At 73.6% G+C, this 18,610-nt stretch carries 12 protein-coding genes, 1 tRNA gene and 1 riboswitch; of the genes, 7 read left to right on the top strand and 6 right to left on the bottom strand.

Features of this window, described 5'->3' with window-relative positions:
• Positions 1–37: 37 nt before the first annotated feature.
• The 3 genes from ACH5A8_RS33655 to ACH5A8_RS33645 all read left to right on the top strand — a co-directional run bounded on the left by ACH5A8_RS33655 (position 38) and on the right by ACH5A8_RS33645 (position 2,867).
• Positions 38–111, top strand: a tRNA-Met gene (locus ACH5A8_RS33655).
• 375 nt (positions 112–486) lie between these two features.
• Positions 487–644, top strand: a riboswitch (cyclic di-AMP (ydaO/yuaA leader).
• An 11-nt stretch (positions 645–655) separates the two neighbouring features.
• Entirely contained in the window at positions 656–1,708 is a 1,053-nt protein-coding gene (locus tag ACH5A8_RS33650; RefSeq protein WP_399007802.1) for a M23 family metallopeptidase, read from the top strand.
• Positions 1,709–1,922: 214 nt separating this feature from the next.
• Complete coding sequence (locus tag ACH5A8_RS33645; RefSeq protein ID WP_399007801.1) at positions 1,923–2,867, top strand: aldo/keto reductase; 945 nt, start codon at positions 1,923–1,925, stop codon at positions 2,865–2,867.
• Positions 2,868–2,969: 102 nt separating this feature from the next.
• Here ACH5A8_RS33645 and ACH5A8_RS33640 read toward each other — a convergent pair whose 3' ends face one another.
• The 4 genes from ACH5A8_RS33640 to ACH5A8_RS33625 all read right to left on the bottom strand — a co-directional run bounded on the left by ACH5A8_RS33640 (position 2,970) and on the right by ACH5A8_RS33625 (position 8,474).
• Positions 2,970–4,529 (bottom strand): PrsW family intramembrane metalloprotease, encoded by a 1,560-nt coding sequence (locus tag ACH5A8_RS33640; protein ID WP_399007800.1) that lies wholly within the window; start codon positions 4,527–4,529, stop codon positions 2,970–2,972.
• Positions 4,530–4,615: 86 nt separating this feature from the next.
• Positions 4,616–5,419, bottom strand: a complete 804-nt coding sequence (trmB, locus tag ACH5A8_RS33635; RefSeq protein ID WP_399007799.1) for a tRNA (guanosine(46)-N7)-methyltransferase TrmB — start codon at positions 5,417–5,419, stop codon at positions 4,616–4,618.
• Positions 5,420–5,699: 280 nt separating this feature from the next.
• The gene (gene lhgO, locus ACH5A8_RS33630; RefSeq protein WP_399007798.1) at positions 5,700–6,911 is read right to left on the bottom strand and encodes an L-2-hydroxyglutarate oxidase; all 1,212 of its coding nucleotides are present in this window, start codon (positions 6,909–6,911) and stop codon (positions 5,700–5,702) included.
• Positions 6,912–7,049: 138 nt separating this feature from the next.
• The gene (locus ACH5A8_RS33625; RefSeq protein ID WP_399007797.1) at positions 7,050–8,474 is read right to left on the bottom strand and encodes an MFS transporter; all 1,425 of its coding nucleotides are present in this window, start codon (positions 8,472–8,474) and stop codon (positions 7,050–7,052) included.
• A 682-nt stretch (positions 8,475–9,156) separates the two neighbouring features.
• Here ACH5A8_RS33625 and ACH5A8_RS33620 point away from each other — a divergent pair.
• A complete protein-coding gene (locus tag ACH5A8_RS33620; protein WP_399007796.1) occupies positions 9,157–11,235 on the top strand; it encodes an asparagine synthase-related protein in 2,079 nt (692 codons plus the stop codon).
• 367 nt (positions 11,236–11,602) lie between these two features.
• Here the strand turns inward: ACH5A8_RS33620 and ACH5A8_RS33615 are convergent, their stop codons facing one another.
• Positions 11,603–12,385 (bottom strand): TetR/AcrR family transcriptional regulator, encoded by a 783-nt coding sequence (locus ACH5A8_RS33615; protein ID WP_399007795.1) that lies wholly within the window; start codon positions 12,383–12,385, stop codon positions 11,603–11,605.
• A gap of 394 nt (positions 12,386–12,779) precedes the next feature.
• Here ACH5A8_RS33615 and ACH5A8_RS33610 point away from each other — a divergent pair, with 394 nt between their 5' ends.
• Both ACH5A8_RS33610 and ACH5A8_RS33605 read left to right on the top strand, forming a co-directional pair.
• Positions 12,780–14,156, top strand: a complete 1,377-nt coding sequence (locus ACH5A8_RS33610) for an NAD(P)/FAD-dependent oxidoreductase (RefSeq protein ID WP_399007794.1) — start codon at positions 12,780–12,782, stop codon at positions 14,154–14,156.
• 252 nt (positions 14,157–14,408) lie between these two features.
• Entirely contained in the window at positions 14,409–16,079 is a 1,671-nt protein-coding gene (locus ACH5A8_RS33605) for a SpoIIE family protein phosphatase (RefSeq protein ID WP_399007793.1), read from the top strand.
• Between the two features lie 152 nt (positions 16,080–16,231).
• Here ACH5A8_RS33605 and ACH5A8_RS33600 read toward each other — a convergent pair whose 3' ends face one another.
• Positions 16,232–17,497, bottom strand: coding sequence for an MFS transporter (locus ACH5A8_RS33600; RefSeq protein WP_399007848.1), 1,266 nt, complete (start codon positions 17,495–17,497; stop codon positions 16,232–16,234).
• Between the two features lie 160 nt (positions 17,498–17,657).
• Between ACH5A8_RS33600 and ACH5A8_RS33595 the strand changes: the two genes are divergently transcribed.
• Positions 17,658–18,209 (top strand): MarR family winged helix-turn-helix transcriptional regulator, encoded by a 552-nt coding sequence (locus tag ACH5A8_RS33595; protein ID WP_399007792.1) that lies wholly within the window; start codon positions 17,658–17,660, stop codon positions 18,207–18,209.
• Positions 18,210–18,610 lie beyond the last annotated feature (401 nt).

The following is an 18,610-nucleotide window of genomic DNA, read 5'->3' as shown; positions in this document are numbered from 1 at the left end:
AACCTGCCCCGAACATGGGATACACTGGTTTCACCGACGCGGGGTGGAGCAGCTCGGTAGCTCGCTGGGCTCATAACCCAGAGGTCGCAGGTTCAAATCCTGTCCCCGCTACTGAAGACTCAGGGCCGGAATCCGATCAACGGATTCCGGCCCTGAGTGTTTTCCCGCCCCCTGGTCGACGATCGACGGTCGTCGACCGGCGGCCGGCGCCAGTCCCTGATCGATGTCACGTCACGTGAGCGGCCGACCTCCGTCCGCATAACAACTGACACACCATCAGCCCTGGCTTCAGGGCGTCCCGGGCCGTCAGGAGCGGCCGACTGGCCTGATCCTTTGTCAACTCGCCCGAGTTTCCTCCGCGCCGGTCGATATGTCTTGGCCAAAAAGGTTTAATGATCAAGCCATACGGCTTGGAATCAAACGCTCGCGTCTATTAACGTTCGATAACGCAGCGCGGTCGTCCCAGCCGTCACAGAGGCGGCTCCGTGCGCGCACGCGCCGAATCCCGCGAGGGAACCGGGGAACCACCAACTTGGGGTGAATCGCACGTCGTCCGCCGTGTCGCCACGGCCGGTTGACGCGCGTAGGAGACCTTCCCGTTCCGAACCCGTCAGCTAACCCGGTAGGCGACGCGGAAGGAAAGGAGCACGCCCGCGTGGCGTCCAACCGGCCTGCCTCTGAAGCCCCGTTCATGCCGAGCCAGCGCACCGAGTCCTTCGGCTACGGCGAGCGGCGCACCGACGAGGGCCCCTGGGAGGAGTGGAACCCCACCGAGGATTCCGTCCGTCCCGTACGCGGCCGGCATCGCGTCGCCAAGCAGCGCGGCGGCGGACTCGCGCGCAGCTCCACCGTGCTCGGCGTCGGCGTGATCGCCGCGGTCGGCGCGGGCGGCATGGCCAGTGCCAACACCGGCAAGCCGCCGGTCTCCATCTCGCTGCCCGACCTGCCCTCCGTGGAGCACCTGCCCTCCGTCGGCTCGCTCTTCGACGACTCGGCCCAGGAGACCCACCAGGGCTCGGCGACCGCGCTCAGCGACGTCGCCACGGCCGCCCCCGAGGCGGTGCACGACACCGCCGACGCGGGCGAGGCGCTGCGCAACCGCATCATGGCCCAGGCCGAGCAGCAGCAGTCCCAGGTCGAGGCGAAGGCCCGGGCCGCCACCGAGGCCGCCGCCGTGAAGAAGGCGCAGGCGGACGCCGCCGAGGCGAAGAAGGAGGCCGAGGCCAAGGCCGCCGCCGCGAAGAAGAAGGCGGACGAGGAGGCCAAGAAGAAGGCCGAGGAGGCGCGACTGGCCGAGCTGGCCAAGCAGTACACGCTGCCGACCTCCTCCTACACGATCACCTCCACCTTCGGCCAGGCCGGTTCCATGTGGTCCTCCGGCTACCACACGGGCCTCGACTTCGCCGCGCCCACCGGCACCCTGATCAAGGCGATCCACAGCGGCACCATCACGGAGGCCGGCTGGGCCGGCGCCTACGGCTATCGCACGATCCTCACCCTCGACGACGGCACCGAGCTGTGGTTCTGCCACCAGTCGTCGATCAGCGTCTCGGCCGGCCAGAAGGTCAGCACCGGAGAGGTCATAGGCCGGGTCGGCGCCACCGGCAACGTCACCGGGCCCCACCTGCACCTGGAGGTGCACCCGGACGGGCAGCCCACCGGCATCGACCCGATGGCGTGGCTGAACGGCAAGGGCCTCACCCCCTGACCCGCCTCCGCGCCGCGGCCTCGCCGTCCGCTCCTGACCCGTCCGCGCCGCGCCCGGCCGGCCCCCCTGGCCCGTCTCCGCGCCGCGGCCCGGCCGACCCGCCCCTGGCCGGCGCCCGTGCGACGGCCTCGCCCGCCCGTGTTTGCGTGATCTTTGCGCCCTGATCCGGCGGGGCACGGAATGGCCCGCTCGCGCGTGACCGTTGATGTCCTACATGACTTCTCTCCGCAAGCTCGGCCAGTCCGATCTCGAGGTCTTCCCGCTCGCCCTGGGCGGCAACGTCTTCGGCTGGACCGCCGACCAGCAGCAGTCCTTCGCCGTCCTCGACGCGTACGCGGAGGCCGGCGGCAACTTCGTCGACACCGCCGACTCCTACTCCGCGTGGATCGAGGGCAACCACGGCGGCGAGTCCGAGACGATCATCGGCCGGTGGATCGCGGAGCGCGGCAACCGCTCCGACGTCGTGATCGCCACCAAGGTCAGCCAGCACCCCGACTACCAGGGGCTGTCCGCCGCCAACATCAAGGCGGCGGCCGACGCCTCCCTCGAGCGTCTGGGCACCGACCACATCGACCTGTACTACACCCACTTCGACAAGCCGGAGGTGCCCGTCGAGGAGATCATCGGCGCGCTCGACGAGCTGGTGAAGGCGGGCAAGGTGCGGCACATCGCCGCCTCCAACATCTCCGCCGAGCGCCTGAAGGCGTCCCTGGAGTTCTCCGAGCGCGAGGGCCTGGCCCGGTACGTGGCGCTGCAGCCGCACTACAACCTCGTCTCGCGCGACACCTACGAGGGCGAGCTGCAGAACCTCGCCGAGCGCACCGGCCTGTCCGCGGTGCCGTACTTCTCGCTGGCCTCCGGCTTCCTGACCGGCAAGTACCGGCCCGGGGCCACGGTCGACAGCGCGCGGGCCGAGGGCGCCGCCAAGCACCTGGCCACCGAGCGCGGCCAGAAGGTGCTCGCCGCCCTCGACGAGGTCGCCCGGGCCCATGACGCGGAGGCCGCCACGGTGGCCCTGGCCTGGCTCGCGGCCCAGCCGACGGTGACCGCCCCGATCGCCTCGGCGCGGACCGTGGAGCAGCTGCCGGCCCTGCTCGGCGTCGCGGACCTGAGGCTGACCGAGGACGACCTCACGAAGCTGACCGAGGCCTCCGCCTGAGCCCGGCGGTCCCGGTCGCACGCGTCGCGACCGTACACGTCATGGCCGTACGCGTCGCGGCCGTGGCCGCGGCAGCCAGCCACCACGGTCACGCCGGGGGCGCTACGACCGTGCCCGGTACGGGTCGTAGGCGGGATACGGCGCGGCCGACGGCCCGTGGGCGCCCTGGACGCCGTGGGAGCCGTGGGGACCGGACGACCCGTAGGTCCCGTAGCCCTGGGGATGCCCGTAGGCCCCGTAGCCCTGAGCCTGCCCGGGGGCTCCGGGGCCCTGGGGATGCCCGTAGGCCCCGGGCCCCAGGGGCTGTCCGTACGAGTTGGGGCCGGGGCCGGGGCCCGGGGTGAAGCCGTAGGGGTGGGCGGCCGCCGCCCCGTACCGCTGGGACTGCCCGTACACGCCCATGACCGGCCACGGCGGGGCCATCACCCGGACGGGCGGAGCGGTCATCCGCGCCGCGTGGTCGAGTGCGGGCTGCGCGACCTCGCGCCCGCGCCACATCTCGTGCAGCAGTTCCTGCTCCCGTACGACGAAGTCGGCGCCGGCCCGGCCGAGGCGTCCCCGGCGGCGCAGGAACGCCAGCGAGGTCGCGCAGGCCTCGTACTGGGCGACGGTCCGCGCCGCGGGTTTGCCGAGGTGCCGGCCGGCGTACTCCCGGGCCAGGCGGCGGGCCCGCATGGACCCGAGGGCGAACGGCTCGGCGGGGGTCAGCCACCCGGCGGCGGCGTACGCCGGCAGCTCCTCGCGGACGGTGCGCAGCTCGCGCTGGCGGGTCCAGACGACCAGCCAGGTCAGCAGTCCGAAGGCGGGGACCATGAAGGCGCCGTAGACCGCGAAGAAGCCGTACTCGCCGAAGGTCGAGGAGCTGTTCCAGAAGGCGTGCATGCCCATGGCGAGCAGCAGACCGGCCGGCGGCAGCAGGACGCGGCGCAGCCGCCGGCGCTCACCGGACAGGGAGGCGGCGATGCCGAAGCCGATGCCGGTCAGGACGGTGAAGAGGGGGTGTGCGAAGGGCGACATCACCACGCGCACGAAGAAGGTCGCCGCGGTGACGGAGGCGATGCCCCGGCCGCCGGTCATCTGGTCGGCGCCGAAGGCGGTGCCGAGGTAGAGGATGTTCTCGGTGAACGCGAAGCCGGTCGCGGTCACCCCGGCTATCACGACGCCGTCGACGATGCCGGTGAAGTCGCGTCTGCGGAAGAGGAAGACCAGCAGCACCGCGGCGGCCTTCGCGGACTCCTCCACGATCGGGGCTATCACCGTCGCGCCGAGGGTGTCCGCCCCGGCCGGATCGGCGGTCGCCGTGGCTATCCACTTCGTGGCGAAGCTGTTCGCGACGATCGCGATGAGCGCCGCCGCGCAGGCGCCCCAGGCGAAGGCGAACACCATGTTGCGCCACGGCCCGGGGTCGACCCGGTCCAGCCAGCGGAAGGCGGCCGTCAGCAGCGGCACCGGCAGCACGGCCAGGCCCAGTCCGACGAGGAAGCCCTCGGTGCCGGTCTGCCGCCGCACGAGGGCGAGGATGACGAGCCCGGACAGGGCCAGCAGGCCGGCCAGAGCGCCGTACCGCACCCACCGTTTCTGCCACCAGTGGGCGTGTCGCGGCCGGCCGCCCGCGGGGGCGGGGCCGCTGGGATGCGTCGGGTACGGGGGACAGGTGGCCACGTGATTGACCCTAACGAGGGAGGGGACCGCCCGCGACGGTGCCTCGCGGGCCAGGGGCGGGCGGTGCGGACCTGTGCAGTCCTGGGCTATTCGTGCTGGTCGTCGTGGGGTACGCGACGGAAGAGCAGGTCGTTCACCACATGCCCCTTGTCCAGGCCCTGGCCCTCGAAACGCGTCAGGGGGCGGAAGTCGGGGCGGGGTGCGAAGCCGCCGTCGGCCCGGGTGTTCTCGAAGTCCGGGTGGGCGGTCAGCACCTCGAGCATCTGCTCGGCATAGGGTTCCCAGTCGGTCGCGCAGTGCACGATCGCGCCGGGCCGCAGCCGGGCGGCGGCCAGCGTCAGGAACTCGGGCTGGATCAGCCGCCGCTTGTGGTGCCGCTTCTTGGGCCAGGGGTCGGGGAAGTAGACGCGCAGGCCGTCGAGGGAGTCGGGGACGAGCATCTCGCGCAGCAGGATGATCGCGTCGCCGTTGGCGACCCGGACGTTCTTCAGCCCGCTCCGCTCGGCGAGGGCGAGCAGATTGCCCTGGCCGGGCGTGTGGACGTCGACGGCGAGGACGTTGGTGTCCGGGTCCGCCGCCGCCATCAGCGCGGTGGCCTCGCCCATCCCGAACCCGATCTCCAGCACGACGGGACGGTCGTCGCCGAACAACTCGGTGAGATCGAGGACCCGCTGACCGTCGATGTCCAGCCCCCACTGGGACCACAGCCGCTGCAGCGCGTCCGCCTGCCCCGTGGTCACCCGGCTCCGCCGGGGCTGGAAGCTGCGGATCCGCCGCTCGAAGTGCGACCCGGCCGGATCGGCCGCGGGCCCGTCGGGGAACCGGGGTTCTCCCTTGGTCCGGACACGTGCGACGGCCTCGCCGTCGGCATCCGACGGCGACGGGGACACAGGGGAAAGCTTCAAGGACTCAGACACAGTGCCCCCGATTTTACGTTCCCCCAGCCCCTCCTGAAGAGCCCCGCCGCCAGGAGCGGTCGCGGCCGCCACCCACCCCGATCCTTCAGCCCGTCCGGCGTCTGAGGACGAGGCCGCCCGGGCCGACAACGGGGGCCGGGCGGCGCAGCCCCCAGGGACGACGGGGGTCCTCCCTGGTCGAGCGGAGTCGAGAGCAGGGGAGGAAGGGGCGGCGGGGGTGCGGAACCCACCGCCCGCGCACCGCACCGCGGCCTCACCCCTCCGCCAGGGCCGCCAGCGCCCTCCGGGCCACCTCCCGCCCGATCGGCAGCGAAGCCGTCGCCGCGGGCGACGGCGCGTTCAGCACGTGCACGGCCCGCACTCCCTCCCGGATCAGGAAGTCGTCCACCAGCGTCCCGTCCCGCAGCACGGCCTGCGCCCGCACCCCGGAAGGAGCCGCCACGAGATCCCCCTCCTCGACCACCGGCAGGAGCCTGCGCACCGCCTGTGTGAAGGCCGCCTTGGACACCGACCGGCGCAGCTCCCCCGCCCCGTACCGCCAGTGCCGCCGGGCGATCCGCCACGAGCCGGGCCAGCCGAGCGTCCCGGCCAGCTCCCGGGGCCGTACGACCCCCCACCCGTACCCCTCGCGGGCCAGCGCCGGCACCGCGTTGGGGCCGATGTGCACCCCGCCGTCGATCCCGCGCGTGAGGTGCACGCCGAGGAACGGGAACGCCGGGTCCGGCACCGGATACACCAGGCCCCGCACCAGCTCCGGCCGCGCCAGCTCGTAGTACTCCCCGCGGAACGGCACGATCCGCATCCCCGGGTCGTCCCCGGTCAGCCGGGCCACCTCGTCGCAGTGCAGTCCCGCACAGTTGACCAGCACGCGCGCGCGGACGACGTCCCCGTGCCCGGTGCGGACGGCCACGCCCAGCTCCGGCCGGCGGTCCACCCGCACCACGTGCGCCCCGTAGCGGATCTCGGCCCCCGAGGCCTCGGCCAGCCGCCGGGCCACGCCGGTGAAGTCGCAGATCCCGGTCGAGCCCACGTGGATCGCGGCCGGCCCGCGCACCTCGGGCTCGTACTCCTCGATCTGGGCGGCGCCCAGCTCGCGCACCGGAATGCCGTTCTCCCGGCCGCGCTGCACCAGGGCGTGCAGCCGGGGCAGCTCGTCCCGGGAGGTCGCGACGATCAGCTTGCCGGTGACGGCGTGGTCGACGCCGTACTCGGCGCAGAACTTGACCATCTCGGCGGCGCCCCGCACCGCGTACCGCGCCTTCAGGGAGCCCGGCCGGTAGTAGATCCCGCTGTGGATCACCCCGCTGTTGCGTCCCGTCTGGTGCCGGGCCGGACCCGGCTCCTTCTCCAGCACGGTCACCCGCGTGCCCGGCGCGGCGCGCGTGATCGCGTACGCCGTCGACAGCCCGACGATTCCGCCGCCGACCACCAGCACGTCGCAGTCGTGAGCGATCCTCGGCCGCATCCGCTCCACCTCCCGCCTCGATAGTGCACTGTGCCACTGACAACGCCCCCGAACCCGGGTGGTGGAAGCCCTCCGGCCGCCCGGCCGGCGGTCGTGCCGGTCGGCCCGTAGCCGTGCGGGCCGGGCGGGGGCCGCCGGTCAGGCGGGAGTCACCAGCAGGGGTCGGGCCCGCTCGCGCAGCTCGGCGACCCGGGGCTCGTCGCCGTAGGGCTCCAGCCGGTGCAGGAGGTCCTTGACGTACTCGGTGGTGCGCGCCGAGGAGATGCGCCCGGCGACCTCCACCGCCCGCACGCCCTGCTCGCAGGCCGCGTCCAGGTTGCCCGACTCCAGCTCGGCGACGGCGGAGACGACGAGCCGGAGGCCGTGCGAGCGCACGAACTCCTCCGTCGGCTTGGACAGCGCCTGCTCGGTGAAGCGGCGCACCTGCCGGGGCGCCTTCAGGTCGCGGTAGCACTCGGCGGCGTCGGCGGCGAACCGGTCGTAGCCGTAGAAGCCCAGCCAGGTGGGGTCGTTGTCGCCCTCCCGGGACCGCTCGAGCCAGCCCTCGGCCGCCTTCAGGGCCGCGCCGGCCGCCTGGGCGTCTCCCGCGCGGGCGTGGGCGCGCGCCTCCACGAGGCGGAAGAAGCTCATGGTGCGGGCCGTCGCGAGGCCGCGGTTGCGCTCCAGGGCGGCCTGCGCGAGGTCGACGCCCTCGTCGCCGAAGCCGCGGTAGGTCGCCTGGAGGGACATCGACGCCAGGACGTAGCCCCCCAAGGGCACGTCGGCCGCCGCGCGGGCCAGCCGCAGCGCCTGGATGTAGTACCGCTGCGCGGCCTCCTGCTGGCCGGTGTCGAAGGCCATCCAGCCGGCCAGCCGGGTCAGTTCGGCGGACGCGCCGAACAGCGCCCTGCCGACCTCGTCGGAGTACGAGCCGAGCAGCAGCGGCGCCGCCTCGACCCGCAGGCACTCGGGGACCATCGACGAACGCCAGTCGCCGCCCCCGTACTTGGAGTCCCAGCGTCTGGCGTCCTCGGCGGCCTCCCGCAGCTTCTGCACATCGCTGTGGCCGACTTTGATCGGCGCGCCCGAGGCCTCCGCCGTGTTCGCCTCGCGCGCCACCGAGCTGTCGGCCGGGGTTATCAGCCAGCGGGAGGCGGGCGTCGCGTAGGCGGTCACGGCGAACGAGCCGGCGAGCGACTGCCAGATGCCGCCGGAACCGGCCCGGCGGCCGGCCAGGTCCAGCCGGTACAGCTCGGTCGCCGACTTCACCGCCTGACCGACGTCCCGGGGGAAGGCGAGGCCCACTTCGGGCGCGGGGTCCGCGTCGGCCAGGCCGATCTCGTGGAGCGGCACCGGGCGGCCGAGCTTCTGGCCGATGGCGGCGGCGATGAGGTGCGGCGCCGCGCCCTGCGGGACCATCCCCTTCGAGACCCAGCGCGCCACCGACGTCTTGTCGTAGCGAAGGGTCAACCCGCGCTGGGCGCCGAGGTCGTTGACGCGCCGTGCGAGCCCCGCGTTGCTGATTCCCGCGAGGGCGAGAACGGCGCCGAGCTTTTCGTTCGGCCCGCGTTGCTCCCTGGACATGCGCCACCCCTCGACACAGACGGCTGCCGCTTCTGGCATAACCACGCGGCATTCGTAAACCCAGCGTAGTTCCCCGCATCCCAAGCGTTAAGGGGCATTCTTCCGGTTGGCGGGATTGTGGTCCGCACGGGAGTACGGGCCCTGCACGCAGGGTGGCGGCGTGCCCCTGATGTGTGGCCGTGCGCCTGCGCGTGCGCTCTACTCCGGCCATCGGGGCGGCGGTTGCATGGTCCCGCGTGGGTCGGCCCGCTGTACTGGATCCAGTGGGCTGGGGGACACCGCCGCCTTCATCCCCGCGGGCGGCGGACCGGTCCGGGGGGCGAACTCCGCCTCCCGGACCGCGCGTTGTCCATACCGTGCGCAGACGTGTACGGAGCGTGCGCACGCCTGTTCCTCGAACCCGGATTTGGCCGAAAATCGCTCCATCGTCCTGTCGCCGATTTCCGTCTCTACCACGGCACTTGACGGCGCGCGGGGTATCGCGGGGAGCGCATCAGGGGGCGCATTCAGGTCGCAGCGACCTTGCCCGCTACGGACGTTCGCCACTGACGAGACAGGCGCGCGGGGGCGCGCACCGTGTGCCCGAGGCGGCTCCGCCTCCCCTCCGGCGCGCCTCCTTCGTGGCAGCATGGTGACCGGTTCGTACGGTGCACCTGGTTGTCCGCGGTCCGTGGAGGCGTCGATGCGGTGGTTGGTGGGTTGGAGCATGGCCGCCGCGGGTGCCGATCCGGTCGGCTCGGCCGGCGCCACCGGTTACGACGGCGAGACCGTGCAGCCGGTGGGTTCCCAGCTCCTGTGGGGTGATCCCGACCCGCTGTGGGCGGTCGGCGACTGGCGGCCCGACGAGGTCCGCCTGGTGCAGGCCGACGCGCGGACCAGGATCGCGGTGCTCGGCACCTGCGGCGCCTCCGACGAGCAGCTGCGGGTCGGCCTGTTCGCGGCGCGCGGGGGCGCGCTGCGGCACCTGACCGCCTGGCCCGGCAGCTACACGGCCGTCGTCCAGGTCGGCCGCCGCATCACCGTCTGCGGCGACCTCGCGGGCGCGCGCCCGGTGTTCCACACCCCCTGGGCCGGCGGCACGGCCTACGCGACGGCCGCGCTGCCGCTGGCCGACCTCGTCGAGGCCAACCTCGACTTCGGCCACCTCGCCGCCCTGCTCGCCGCCCCCGACGTACCGGCCGCGCTGCACGACTCCACGCCCTACGACGGCGTACGGCGCATCCCTCCGGGACACGCCCTGATCCTGCGCGCGGGCGCCCGGGAGATCGCCGGGTACGAGCCGGTCGCCTCGCTCGCCGTGGCGGCGCCCCCGGCCGACCCCGACAGCGCGGTAGACGCGGTGCGCGACGCCCTGGTCGAGGCCGTCCGGGCGCGTCTGTCCGCGCCCCGGCACGTGCCCGACATCGATCCCGGCCCGGTGCCCGGCATGGGTCCGGCCGAGCGCCGGGCGGCCCGCGGGATGCCGGTGCCCGGGATCGGCTCGGACCTGTCCGGCGGCCCGGCCTCGGGCACGCTGGCGCTGCTGGCGGCGGGCCTGCCGGGCAACCCCGGCACGCTGCTCGGCCACGGCACGGGCGCCGGCGAGCGCCTGCTGGCCGTCACCTTCAACGACCTGGCCGTCGGCGGCCGCGAGGCCGAACTCGAACGGGCCGGGACCCTCGCCGCCGACCCGCGCCTGCACCACGTGGTCGTCACGGGCGGCGAGGACGTACTGCCGTACGCCGACCTGGACGGGCCGCTCACGGACGAGCCCGGCCCGTCCCTGGTCACGGCGGCCCGGCACCGCGCCCGCCTGGCCTCGGGCAGCGCCGACCACTTCACCGGCTACGGCGCGCGCCAGGTGCTCGACGCGCACCCCGCGCGCCTGGCCGACCTCCTGATGGACCGCAAGCGGCGCCACCTGGTCCGGCCGGTCGCCGCGCTCACCCGGGCCGACGGATCGGTGATGGTCCCCGCGCGCGTGTACGGCGCGGCCCGCCGACTGGCGCGGACGCCGTACCGGGCGGGCCTGGAGGGCCTCGCCGAGCGGCTGCTGCACCGGCGCTTCGACGAGCCCGCGGGCGCCGTAGGGGCGTCGCTGGCCGCGCTCACCTGGGCCGGGCCCGGCCCCGCCGCCCGTTGGCTGACCGGCGAGGCGCTGGCCGAAGTATCGGTTCGCCTGCAGGGGGCGACGAGCCGCCCCGGCATCGGTCCGGGCCAGCGGCCGGGCGACCACCGCGCGCGCGCCGCTCTGGCGAGATGCGCGGCCGACGTGCGCGTCCTGGAGCAGGCCGCGGAGATCCGCTCCCAGCGGCTGCACACCCCGTTCCTCGACAACCAGGTCGTCCGCGCCTGCCGCGCCCTGCCGGAGGCGCTGCGCGTGCAGCCGGGAGCGCGCGCGGCCATCCTGCGCACGGTCCTGGAGGGCGCCGGGGTCGGTGAACTGCCGCCCGGCTGGGGCGCCCCCTCGCACGCGCCCGCGGCCGTCGCCGCCCGCGCGGGCCTGCGCGTGGCCGTGGACGGACTGATCGACCTGTTCGCCACGCCGCTGCTCGCCGAGGCGGGCCTCGTGGAGGCGCGGGTGGTCCGCAAGGCCCTGCGCGCGGCGGCCCAGGGCGAGCCGCTGCCCCTGGACGGTCTGGCGGACCTGATCTCCCTGGAGATGTGGCTGCGCCGCCTGCTGTCCCGCAGGGGCACCTGCTGGACCGGAACCCCCGCACGCGCGCGTGCGGTACCGGCGGGCATCGCCCCCCAGAGGGGCGCACTGGCCTCCGGCGCCTGAACGAGGGCCCTTCGACCGCGCGGCAGGCCCTCCCGCGGCGCGGGCAGACCGGCCGACGGCCGGAGCCGCCGCCGGGCAACGCCGTCAACCGCCAAGCGGCACCGTCCCCCGTCGGGAGGACCGTGCCGGACGGTGCCGCTCGTCCGGCCCGCCCGGCCCGGCCGTTCACCCGGCCGACGTACCGCCAGGCGCCGATGTCGGACACCACGGCCCGGCCCGGCCGAATCCTCGACCGGCCGGCCCACCGCCGACCGAAGCCGGCCCGAGCGGGCCGAACCGCCACCGACGCGGGCCGGCCGGCCCGGCGTCGACCGAGGCCGGCCGGCTCACCGCGGACCGAGGCCCACCGTCACCCGCCGCCGTCCGCTCACGCGGGACGGGACCGCAGCCCCTCCAGCAGGATGTCCAGCAGCCGGGCCGAGGCGGCCGCCTGCTGGGCCGCGTCCGGGAGCGAGGGCGCCGCCGTCGCGATGACCAGCAGCACGTCCGACACCGACACGTCCGGCCGCAGCTCGCCCGCGGCGCGCGCCCGCTCCACGAGCCGCCCCACGACGTCGAGCAGGGCCGTCACGCCCGCGCCCTCGACGGCGGGGTCCGGCACCAACGCCGCTCCCGCACTCTCGGGCACGAGCCGCAGCTCACCCGAGCCGGGCTGTGTCCGCTGCTGAGGCAGCCGCGTCCTGTCCGGCCCGGCCGCGCCGTCCTCCGCGACGCCGACCCGCAGCACCTGCGGCGGCAGCAGCCGCCCGGCGCCGGAAGCCACCGACGTGCGCAGGAAACGCGAGAGCGCCGCCCACGCGTCGTCCTCCTGCCCGAGCGCGGTCCGCGCCTGGTCGGTCAACCGGGAGGTCTCCTCCTCGGCTATCCGCCGCACCAGGACGTCCTTGCTCGGGAACCGCCGGTACACCGTGCCGACGCCGACCCGCGCGCGCCGCGCCACGTCCTCCATCGGCGCCCCGTAACCCAGCTCGCCGAAGACCTCGCGCGCCGCCCGCAGCACATGTTCGAGGTTGCGCTGCGCGTCCACGCGCAACGGCGCCGTACGCGCCGCCCGGGACTCGTCCCCGCGCCCGCCGGCCGTCGTGCCCAGCCCACCGCCACCGGTCGCGACGGCTGACGCGGTCGACCAATGAGTGTTCTGAATGTGCATGACTGATCCCCCGGTAATGACGTCTCCCCCCGGAGACACTCCCCGCCACTGAACGCGAGATGCCCGAAACGGGAATCGCGTACGACCGAGCCGTTCCCGAGATCCGGTGAGACCCCGCGGACTCGCTCGCCCCCCATCCCCTACACCCCGCCGACACGAACATAGTTGAGAGGGAGTCAATTCAGAAGGGGCAGGTTCCGCACAGTGCGCCCCCCGATCGGAGTACGGGTCGCAAACGTCCGGATTGCAGCCGCCCACGAGCGCCCGCACACCCTCGCTGACCTGCGTTCCTTTCCCGTACTTCACTGATTCGGCCAACCCCGGCGCGCCCTGCCGCGCTGTCACACAAATCGCCGGGCCTGTGGACAAACGAGAGTCACGGGTGCGTCATGGGATGGTGAAGGAACGTGCGCGCATTCTCGTTGTCGGCGGCGGCTACGTCGGGATGTACACGGCCCTGCGCCTGCAGCAGCGGATGAAGCCGGAGCTCAGGCGGGGCGAGGTGGAGATCACGGTCGTCACGCCCGACCCCTATATGACGTACCAGCCCTTCCTGCCCGAAGCGGCCGCCGGGGCGATCTCCCCCCGGCACGTCGTCGTACCGCTGCGCCGGGTCCTCGACCAGTGCCGTGTCGTCGTCGGCGAGGCCACCGCCGTCGACCACGCGCACCGCACCGTCACCCTCACCACCCTCGCCACCGAGGAGAGCGGCGGCACCGAGGAACTGGCCTACGACGAACTCGTCCTCGCCCCGGGCTCCGTCTCGCGCACCCTGCCCATCCCCGGCCTCGTCGACTACGGCATCGGCTTCAAGACCGTCGAGGAGGCCATCGGCCTGCGCAACCACGTCATCGAGCAGATGGACATCGCCTCCTCCACCCGCGACCCCGAGATCCGCGACGCCGCCCTCACCTTCGTCTTCGTCGGCGGCGGCTACGCCGGCGTGGAAGCGCTCGGCGAACTGGAGGACATGGCCCGCTACGCCACGCGCTACTACCACAACATCCGGCCCGCCGACATGAAGTGGATCCTGGTCGAGGCCTCGGACCGCATCCTGCCCGAGGTCGGCGAGGAGATGGGCCGCTACACCGTCACCGAGCTGCGCCGCCGCAACATCCAGGTCCTCCTGCACACCCGTCTGGAGTCCTGCGCCGACCGCGTCGCCGTCCTCAGCGACGGGCAGCGCTTCCCGACCCGGACGCTCGTGTGGACCGCCGGCGTCAAGCCGCACCCGGTCCTCGCCGCCACCGACCTGCCCCGCGACGAACGCGGCCGGCTCAGGTGCACCGCCCGGCTCACCGTCGACGGCGTCGAACACGCCTGGGCCGCGGGCGACGCCGCCGCCGTCCCCGACGTCACCGCCGCCGAACCCGGCCGCGACACGGCGCCCAACGCCCAGCACGCCGTCCGCCAGGCCAAGGCCCTCGCCGACAACATCGCCCACTCCCTGCGCGGCGAACCCCTGGAGACGTACGCCCACAAGTACGCGGGCTCGGTCGCCTCCCTCGGACTGCACAAGGGTGTCGCACAGGTGTACGGACGCAAGCTGAAGGGCTACCCCGCCTGGTTCATGCACCGCGCCTACCACCTCAGCAGGGTGCCCACCGTCAACCGCAAGGCCCGGGTCCTCGCGGAATGGACGCTGGCGGGACTCTTCAAACGGGAGATCGTCTCCCTCGGCTCACTGGAACACCCCCGCGCGGAGTTCGAACTGGCGGCCGGTGGAAAACATCCACTCGACCCGAACATCAACCCGAAAGGGTCGTCCTGAGCGAACCCAGGAACTCCGTGGCGCGCCCCGGCGTCCAACGGATGTCGGCGCGAGGCGGCCACACTGCCACACTGGCCCACGACCGCGGAGCGGCAGCCGCCGCGCCCGGTCACCCGTGACGCACGACCCGACGCATGACCGCTGTGCCGCACCGACCGGGGCGGCAGAAAAGTGCGCTCCCGCCGCGCGGCCCGACACCCCCCGGCCGGGCCCCGGAGCCGGCCCGAGACGACAGACACGAGGCAAGGATTCGTGAACTTCACGCGCTGGAGCGCCCGGCTCCCCGGCATCCCCGGATCGCAGCGCCGCGCCGCAGCGCGGACCGACCTCGCCACCGCCCCGGGGCGGGCCGACGGCTCCGTGCCCGCCGCCCGCGCCGGACAGCCGGGCGACCAGGCGGCGCCCGTGCCCGCCGTCGACGGGCTCCCCGCACGCGAGGTCCTCGACCGCGTCCCGGCCCTCGTCGCCGTCGTCCACGGCACCGACCACCGCCTCGCCTACGTCAACGGCGCCTACACGGCCGCCTTCGGCGCCCGCCCCCTCGGCGAACCCGCCCGCGACGCCCTGCCCGAACTGCGCGAACTGGGCCTGCTCCCGCTCCTCGACCAGGTCCTGCGCAGCGGCAGACCCCGCACCCTCAAGTCCCGCAAGGCCACCGACGGCCGCTCCTACACCTTCACCTGCACCCCGGCCGGCGAAGCCGGCGGCGACGCCCGCGCCACCGGCCCCGGGGTGCTGGTCTTCGCCACCGACGTCACCGACCACGCGGAAGCCGCCGAACGCCTGCGGGCCAGCGAGCGACGCCAGCGCGAGACCGCCGTCACCCTCCAGCGCTCCCTGCTGCCCCAGGTGCTGGAGCAGCCCGACGACCTGCGCATCGCCGCCACCTACCAACCCGGCGGCACGGAAGCCGCCGTCGGCGGCGACTGGTACGACGTCATCACCCTCGGCGGCGGCCGCACCGCCCTCGTCATCGGCGACGTCATGGGCAGAGGCGTGCGCGCCGCGGCCGTCATGGGCCAGCTCCGCACCGCCGTCCGCGCCTACGCCCGCATGGACCTGCCCCCGCACGAGATCCTCCAGCTGCTCGACGGCCTCGCCGCCGAGATCGACGCCAACCAGATCGCGACCTGCGTGTACGCCGTCCACGACCCCAACGAGGGCCGGCTGCTGTACTCCTCGGCGGGACACCTGCCGATCCTCGTCCGCGACGAGGACGGCACGGTCGTACGTGCCGACGAACCCACCGGCCCGCCGCTCGGCACCGGCGGCTGGATGCACGCCTCCGGCTCGGTCCCGCTCGGCCCCGGCTCCACCGCCGTCCTCTACACCGACGGCCTGGTCGAACGCCGGGACCGGGACCTCGACGAGGGCATCAGCGCCCTGGAACGCGCCCTGGCCGGAGCCACCGGCACCCCCCAGGTCGTCTGCGACCGCCTGGTCCGCTCGGCCGGCGTACAGGCCGACCACGACGACGACGTCGCCGTCCTCGTCCTCCAGCATCCCGCCCGCACCGGCCCGGACGGCGAACTCTTCCGCAACGCCGCCCTCGAACTGCTCGGCGGCGTCGAAGCGGCCCCCCGCGCGCGTGCCTTCGCCTCCGGCGTCCTGGCCAGCTGGCGCTTCCCGCCCGAACTGCACGACCTCGGGGTCCTGGCGGCCAGCGAACTCGTCGCCAACTCCCTCCAGCACGGCACGCCGCCCATGCGGCTGCGGCTGCGCCGCACCGACCGCCGCCTCATCATCGAGGTCACCGACGGCGACGACCACCTCCCCAGGCGCCGTCGCGCCGAACCGGCCGACGAGTCCGGCCGCGGCATCGCCATCGTCGCCACCATCGCCTCCAGCTGGGGCTCCCGCCGCACACCGGGCGGCGGAAAGGCGGTGTGGTGCGAGTTCACCCTGCCGGGGAAGCAGCCGTAGCCGCACGGCTCAGGCGGCCATGACCGCGGGAACGCGAACGGCGGCCGTCACCCGCAGATGACGACCGCCGTCAGCAGTCCGGCAGCAGGGCCGGCGTCAGCAGCCCGGAAGGACCGCGTCGCGAGCGCCCACCGCACACGGGGCGAAAGGCGTCACGCCTCCGCGGCCACCGTCTCCGCGGCAGCCCCTCCGCGCGCCACCACCCGGCTCCGCGCGGCCCACGGATGGTCCTGCACCGCCGTGAGCCCCCGACCCAGCCGCAGCGCGAGGACGCTGACCCCCAGCGCGAACAGCAGGAACGTCACCACGTACGGCCCCGGCAGCGAGGCCGCCAGCGGACCGCCCACCGCCGGGCCGACCGCCAGCGCGAGCTGCTTCACCAGGGCGAAGGCCGAGTTGTACTGCCCGGCCATCCCGGTCGGCGCCAGATCGGCCACCAGCGGGGCCAGCGTCGGCGACAGCATCGCCTCCCCCAGCCCGAACAGCGCGTACGTGGACACGAACGCGGCCGTCGCCATCGCGGGGCTGCCGTGCCCGAGGCCCGCGTAGGCCGCCGCGGCCCAGGCCACCGCCCAGATCACGCCCACCGCCGCGATCACCCGCGTACGCCGCCGGCGCTCCACGAACTTCAGCACGGCGAACTGCGCCACCACGATCATCAGCGTGTTCGCCGCCAGCGCCGTCCCCAGCGTCGACGTCGATATCCCGGCGGCCTCCACGCCGTACGCGCTCAGGCCCGACTCGAACTGCCCGTAGCAGGCGAAGAAGAGCACGAAGCCCAGCACGCACAGCTGCACCATGGCCCGGTTGCCGAACAGCTGCCGCCGGGCGTCGCGCCCGGTCGAGCCCGCCGGGGCGCCCTCGACCCGCGGCGCGTGCGGCATCCGCACCGTCGACATCAGCACGACCAGCAGCGCGAACACCGCCGCCTCGATCGCGAACAGCAGCGTGAACGACGACACCCGGGAGGTGTCGACGAGGTGACCGCCGATGAGGCCGCCGACACCGAGTCCCAGGTTCTGCAGGAAGAACTGCATCGCGAAGGCCCGCGACCGCGTCTCGGTCGACGAACAGTCCACGATCATCGTCGCCAGCGCCGGCTGCATGACCGCCTGGCCGGCGCCCAGCGCCGCCGCCGACAGCAGCACGGTCACCGCACCGCCCGCCAGCCCCAGGCTCAGCGCGCCGAGCGCGGCGAGGACCAGGGCGGCGAGCAGGACCGGCAGGGGGCCGCGCCGCACGATCGCCCGGCCGGCGAACGGCAGCACGATCAGCGCGGCCACGGCGAAGACGGCGAGCACCGTGCCCGCCGTCATGGCCCCCAGCCCCCGCACCTGCGCCACATAGACGTACAGGTAGGGGACGGTGAAGCCGAGCCCGAACGCGCTGAGTGCGTTGCCCACGTGGATCCGGCGCATCGCTGCGCCCATCGCCCTGGTCACGTTCACCTCTCTCGAGAACGTAGGTACTTGGTCTCGCTTCAGTAGTTAGAACTGAAGACTTCGAAGCTAAACTTCGAAGCTAAACAGTACACCCGGAAGGACTTCGACGCCAAGCGGCCCATGCCATACTGCGGACATGGGCGACACCCCCGGCATCGGCAGCGAACCGACACTCGAAGAGCAGATCGCCGCCTACCAGCGCGAGTTCCAGGACCTCGACCCCCAGGTCGAGAAGATCGTCTCGGCACTGTCCCGGCTGAACCGCCGGATGAACGTCGCCTACGGCCGGCAGACCGCCGCGCTCGGCATCAGCAACGCCGAGTGGGAGGTGCTCAAGGCACTCGTCCTGTCCGGGGTCCCCTATCGGATGGGGCCCAGCGAACTCGCCAAGCGCCTCGGTCTGACCCCCGCGGCGATGACGCACCGCATCGACCGCATGGTCGGCGAGGGTCTGGTCACCCGGGAGCGCGACGAGAACAACCGGGTCCGCGTGATCGTGGAGCTGACCCCCGAGGGCCGGGAGAAGTGGCTGGAGGCCATGCGCCTGGCCACGGTCTTCGAGGGCGACCTCCTCCAGGACCTGTCCCCGGCCGAGCGCACGGTCCTCGGCGAGGTGCTGACCAGGCTGCTGCGCAGGGTCGAGGACGCCCAGCCGGACGCCGGCGGCCGGCTCAGCGACCTCGACTAAAAGCTCTTGACAGGGGCCCTTGACAGCCCCCTGTCCGATCCGTAAGGTTCTTCGGGTTGCCAGCGAGCCGTAACGGTTCTCCGGTGACACCTCCCGCCGCACCTGCGGCAACCAAACCACCAGCACGATCTCCCAGCCGGGTTGTATTCGGCGTGCCCGAATTCAATTCGAAAGGGACTCGTCGGCCTCGAACGGATCCGCAAGGGCCCGATTGGGAATCGCCGGGAAGATCCGCTAAGGTTTGAGACGTCGGAACGGCCCAACGGACCGGGAAGACAACCCCGCTGACCGGGGATCAGGTCGAGAAAAGATCTGATAGAGTCGGAACCGCCGGAAAGGGAAACGCGAAAGCGGGAACCTGGAAAGCACCGAGGAAATCGGATCGGAAAGATCTGATAGAG

The organism is Streptomyces sp. NPDC018610 (assembly GCF_044391765.1).
Taxonomy (GTDB): domain Bacteria; phylum Actinomycetota; class Actinomycetes; order Streptomycetales; family Streptomycetaceae; genus Streptomyces.
The sequence above is the reverse complement of the archived record's forward strand: the minus strand, read 5'-3'. Positions and strand labels throughout refer to the sequence as shown.

Coding starts and splice junctions, on each gene's coding strand:
- ACH5A8_RS33645 (WP_399007801.1), top strand. CDS start 1,923: ATGACTTCTCTCCGCAAGCTCGGCCAGTCCGATCTCGAGGTCTTCCCG.
- lhgO (WP_399007798.1), bottom strand. CDS start 6,911: ATGCGGCCGAGGATCGCTCACGACTGCGACGTGCTGGTGGTCGGCGGC.
- ACH5A8_RS33625 (WP_399007797.1), bottom strand. CDS start 8,474: ATGTCCAGGGAGCAACGCGGGCCGAACGAAAAGCTCGGCGCCGTTCTC.
- ACH5A8_RS33620 (WP_399007796.1), top strand. CDS start 9,157: ATGCGGTGGTTGGTGGGTTGGAGCATGGCCGCCGCGGGTGCCGATCCG.
- ACH5A8_RS33615 (WP_399007795.1), bottom strand. CDS start 12,385: ATGCACATTCAGAACACTCATTGGTCGACCGCGTCAGCCGTCGCGACC.
- ACH5A8_RS33610 (WP_399007794.1), top strand. CDS start 12,780: ATGGTGAAGGAACGTGCGCGCATTCTCGTTGTCGGCGGCGGCTACGTC.
- ACH5A8_RS33600 (WP_399007848.1), bottom strand. CDS start 17,497: ATGCGCCGGATCCACGTGGGCAACGCACTCAGCGCGTTCGGGCTCGGC.
- ACH5A8_RS33595 (WP_399007792.1), top strand. CDS start 17,658: ATGGGCGACACCCCCGGCATCGGCAGCGAACCGACACTCGAAGAGCAG.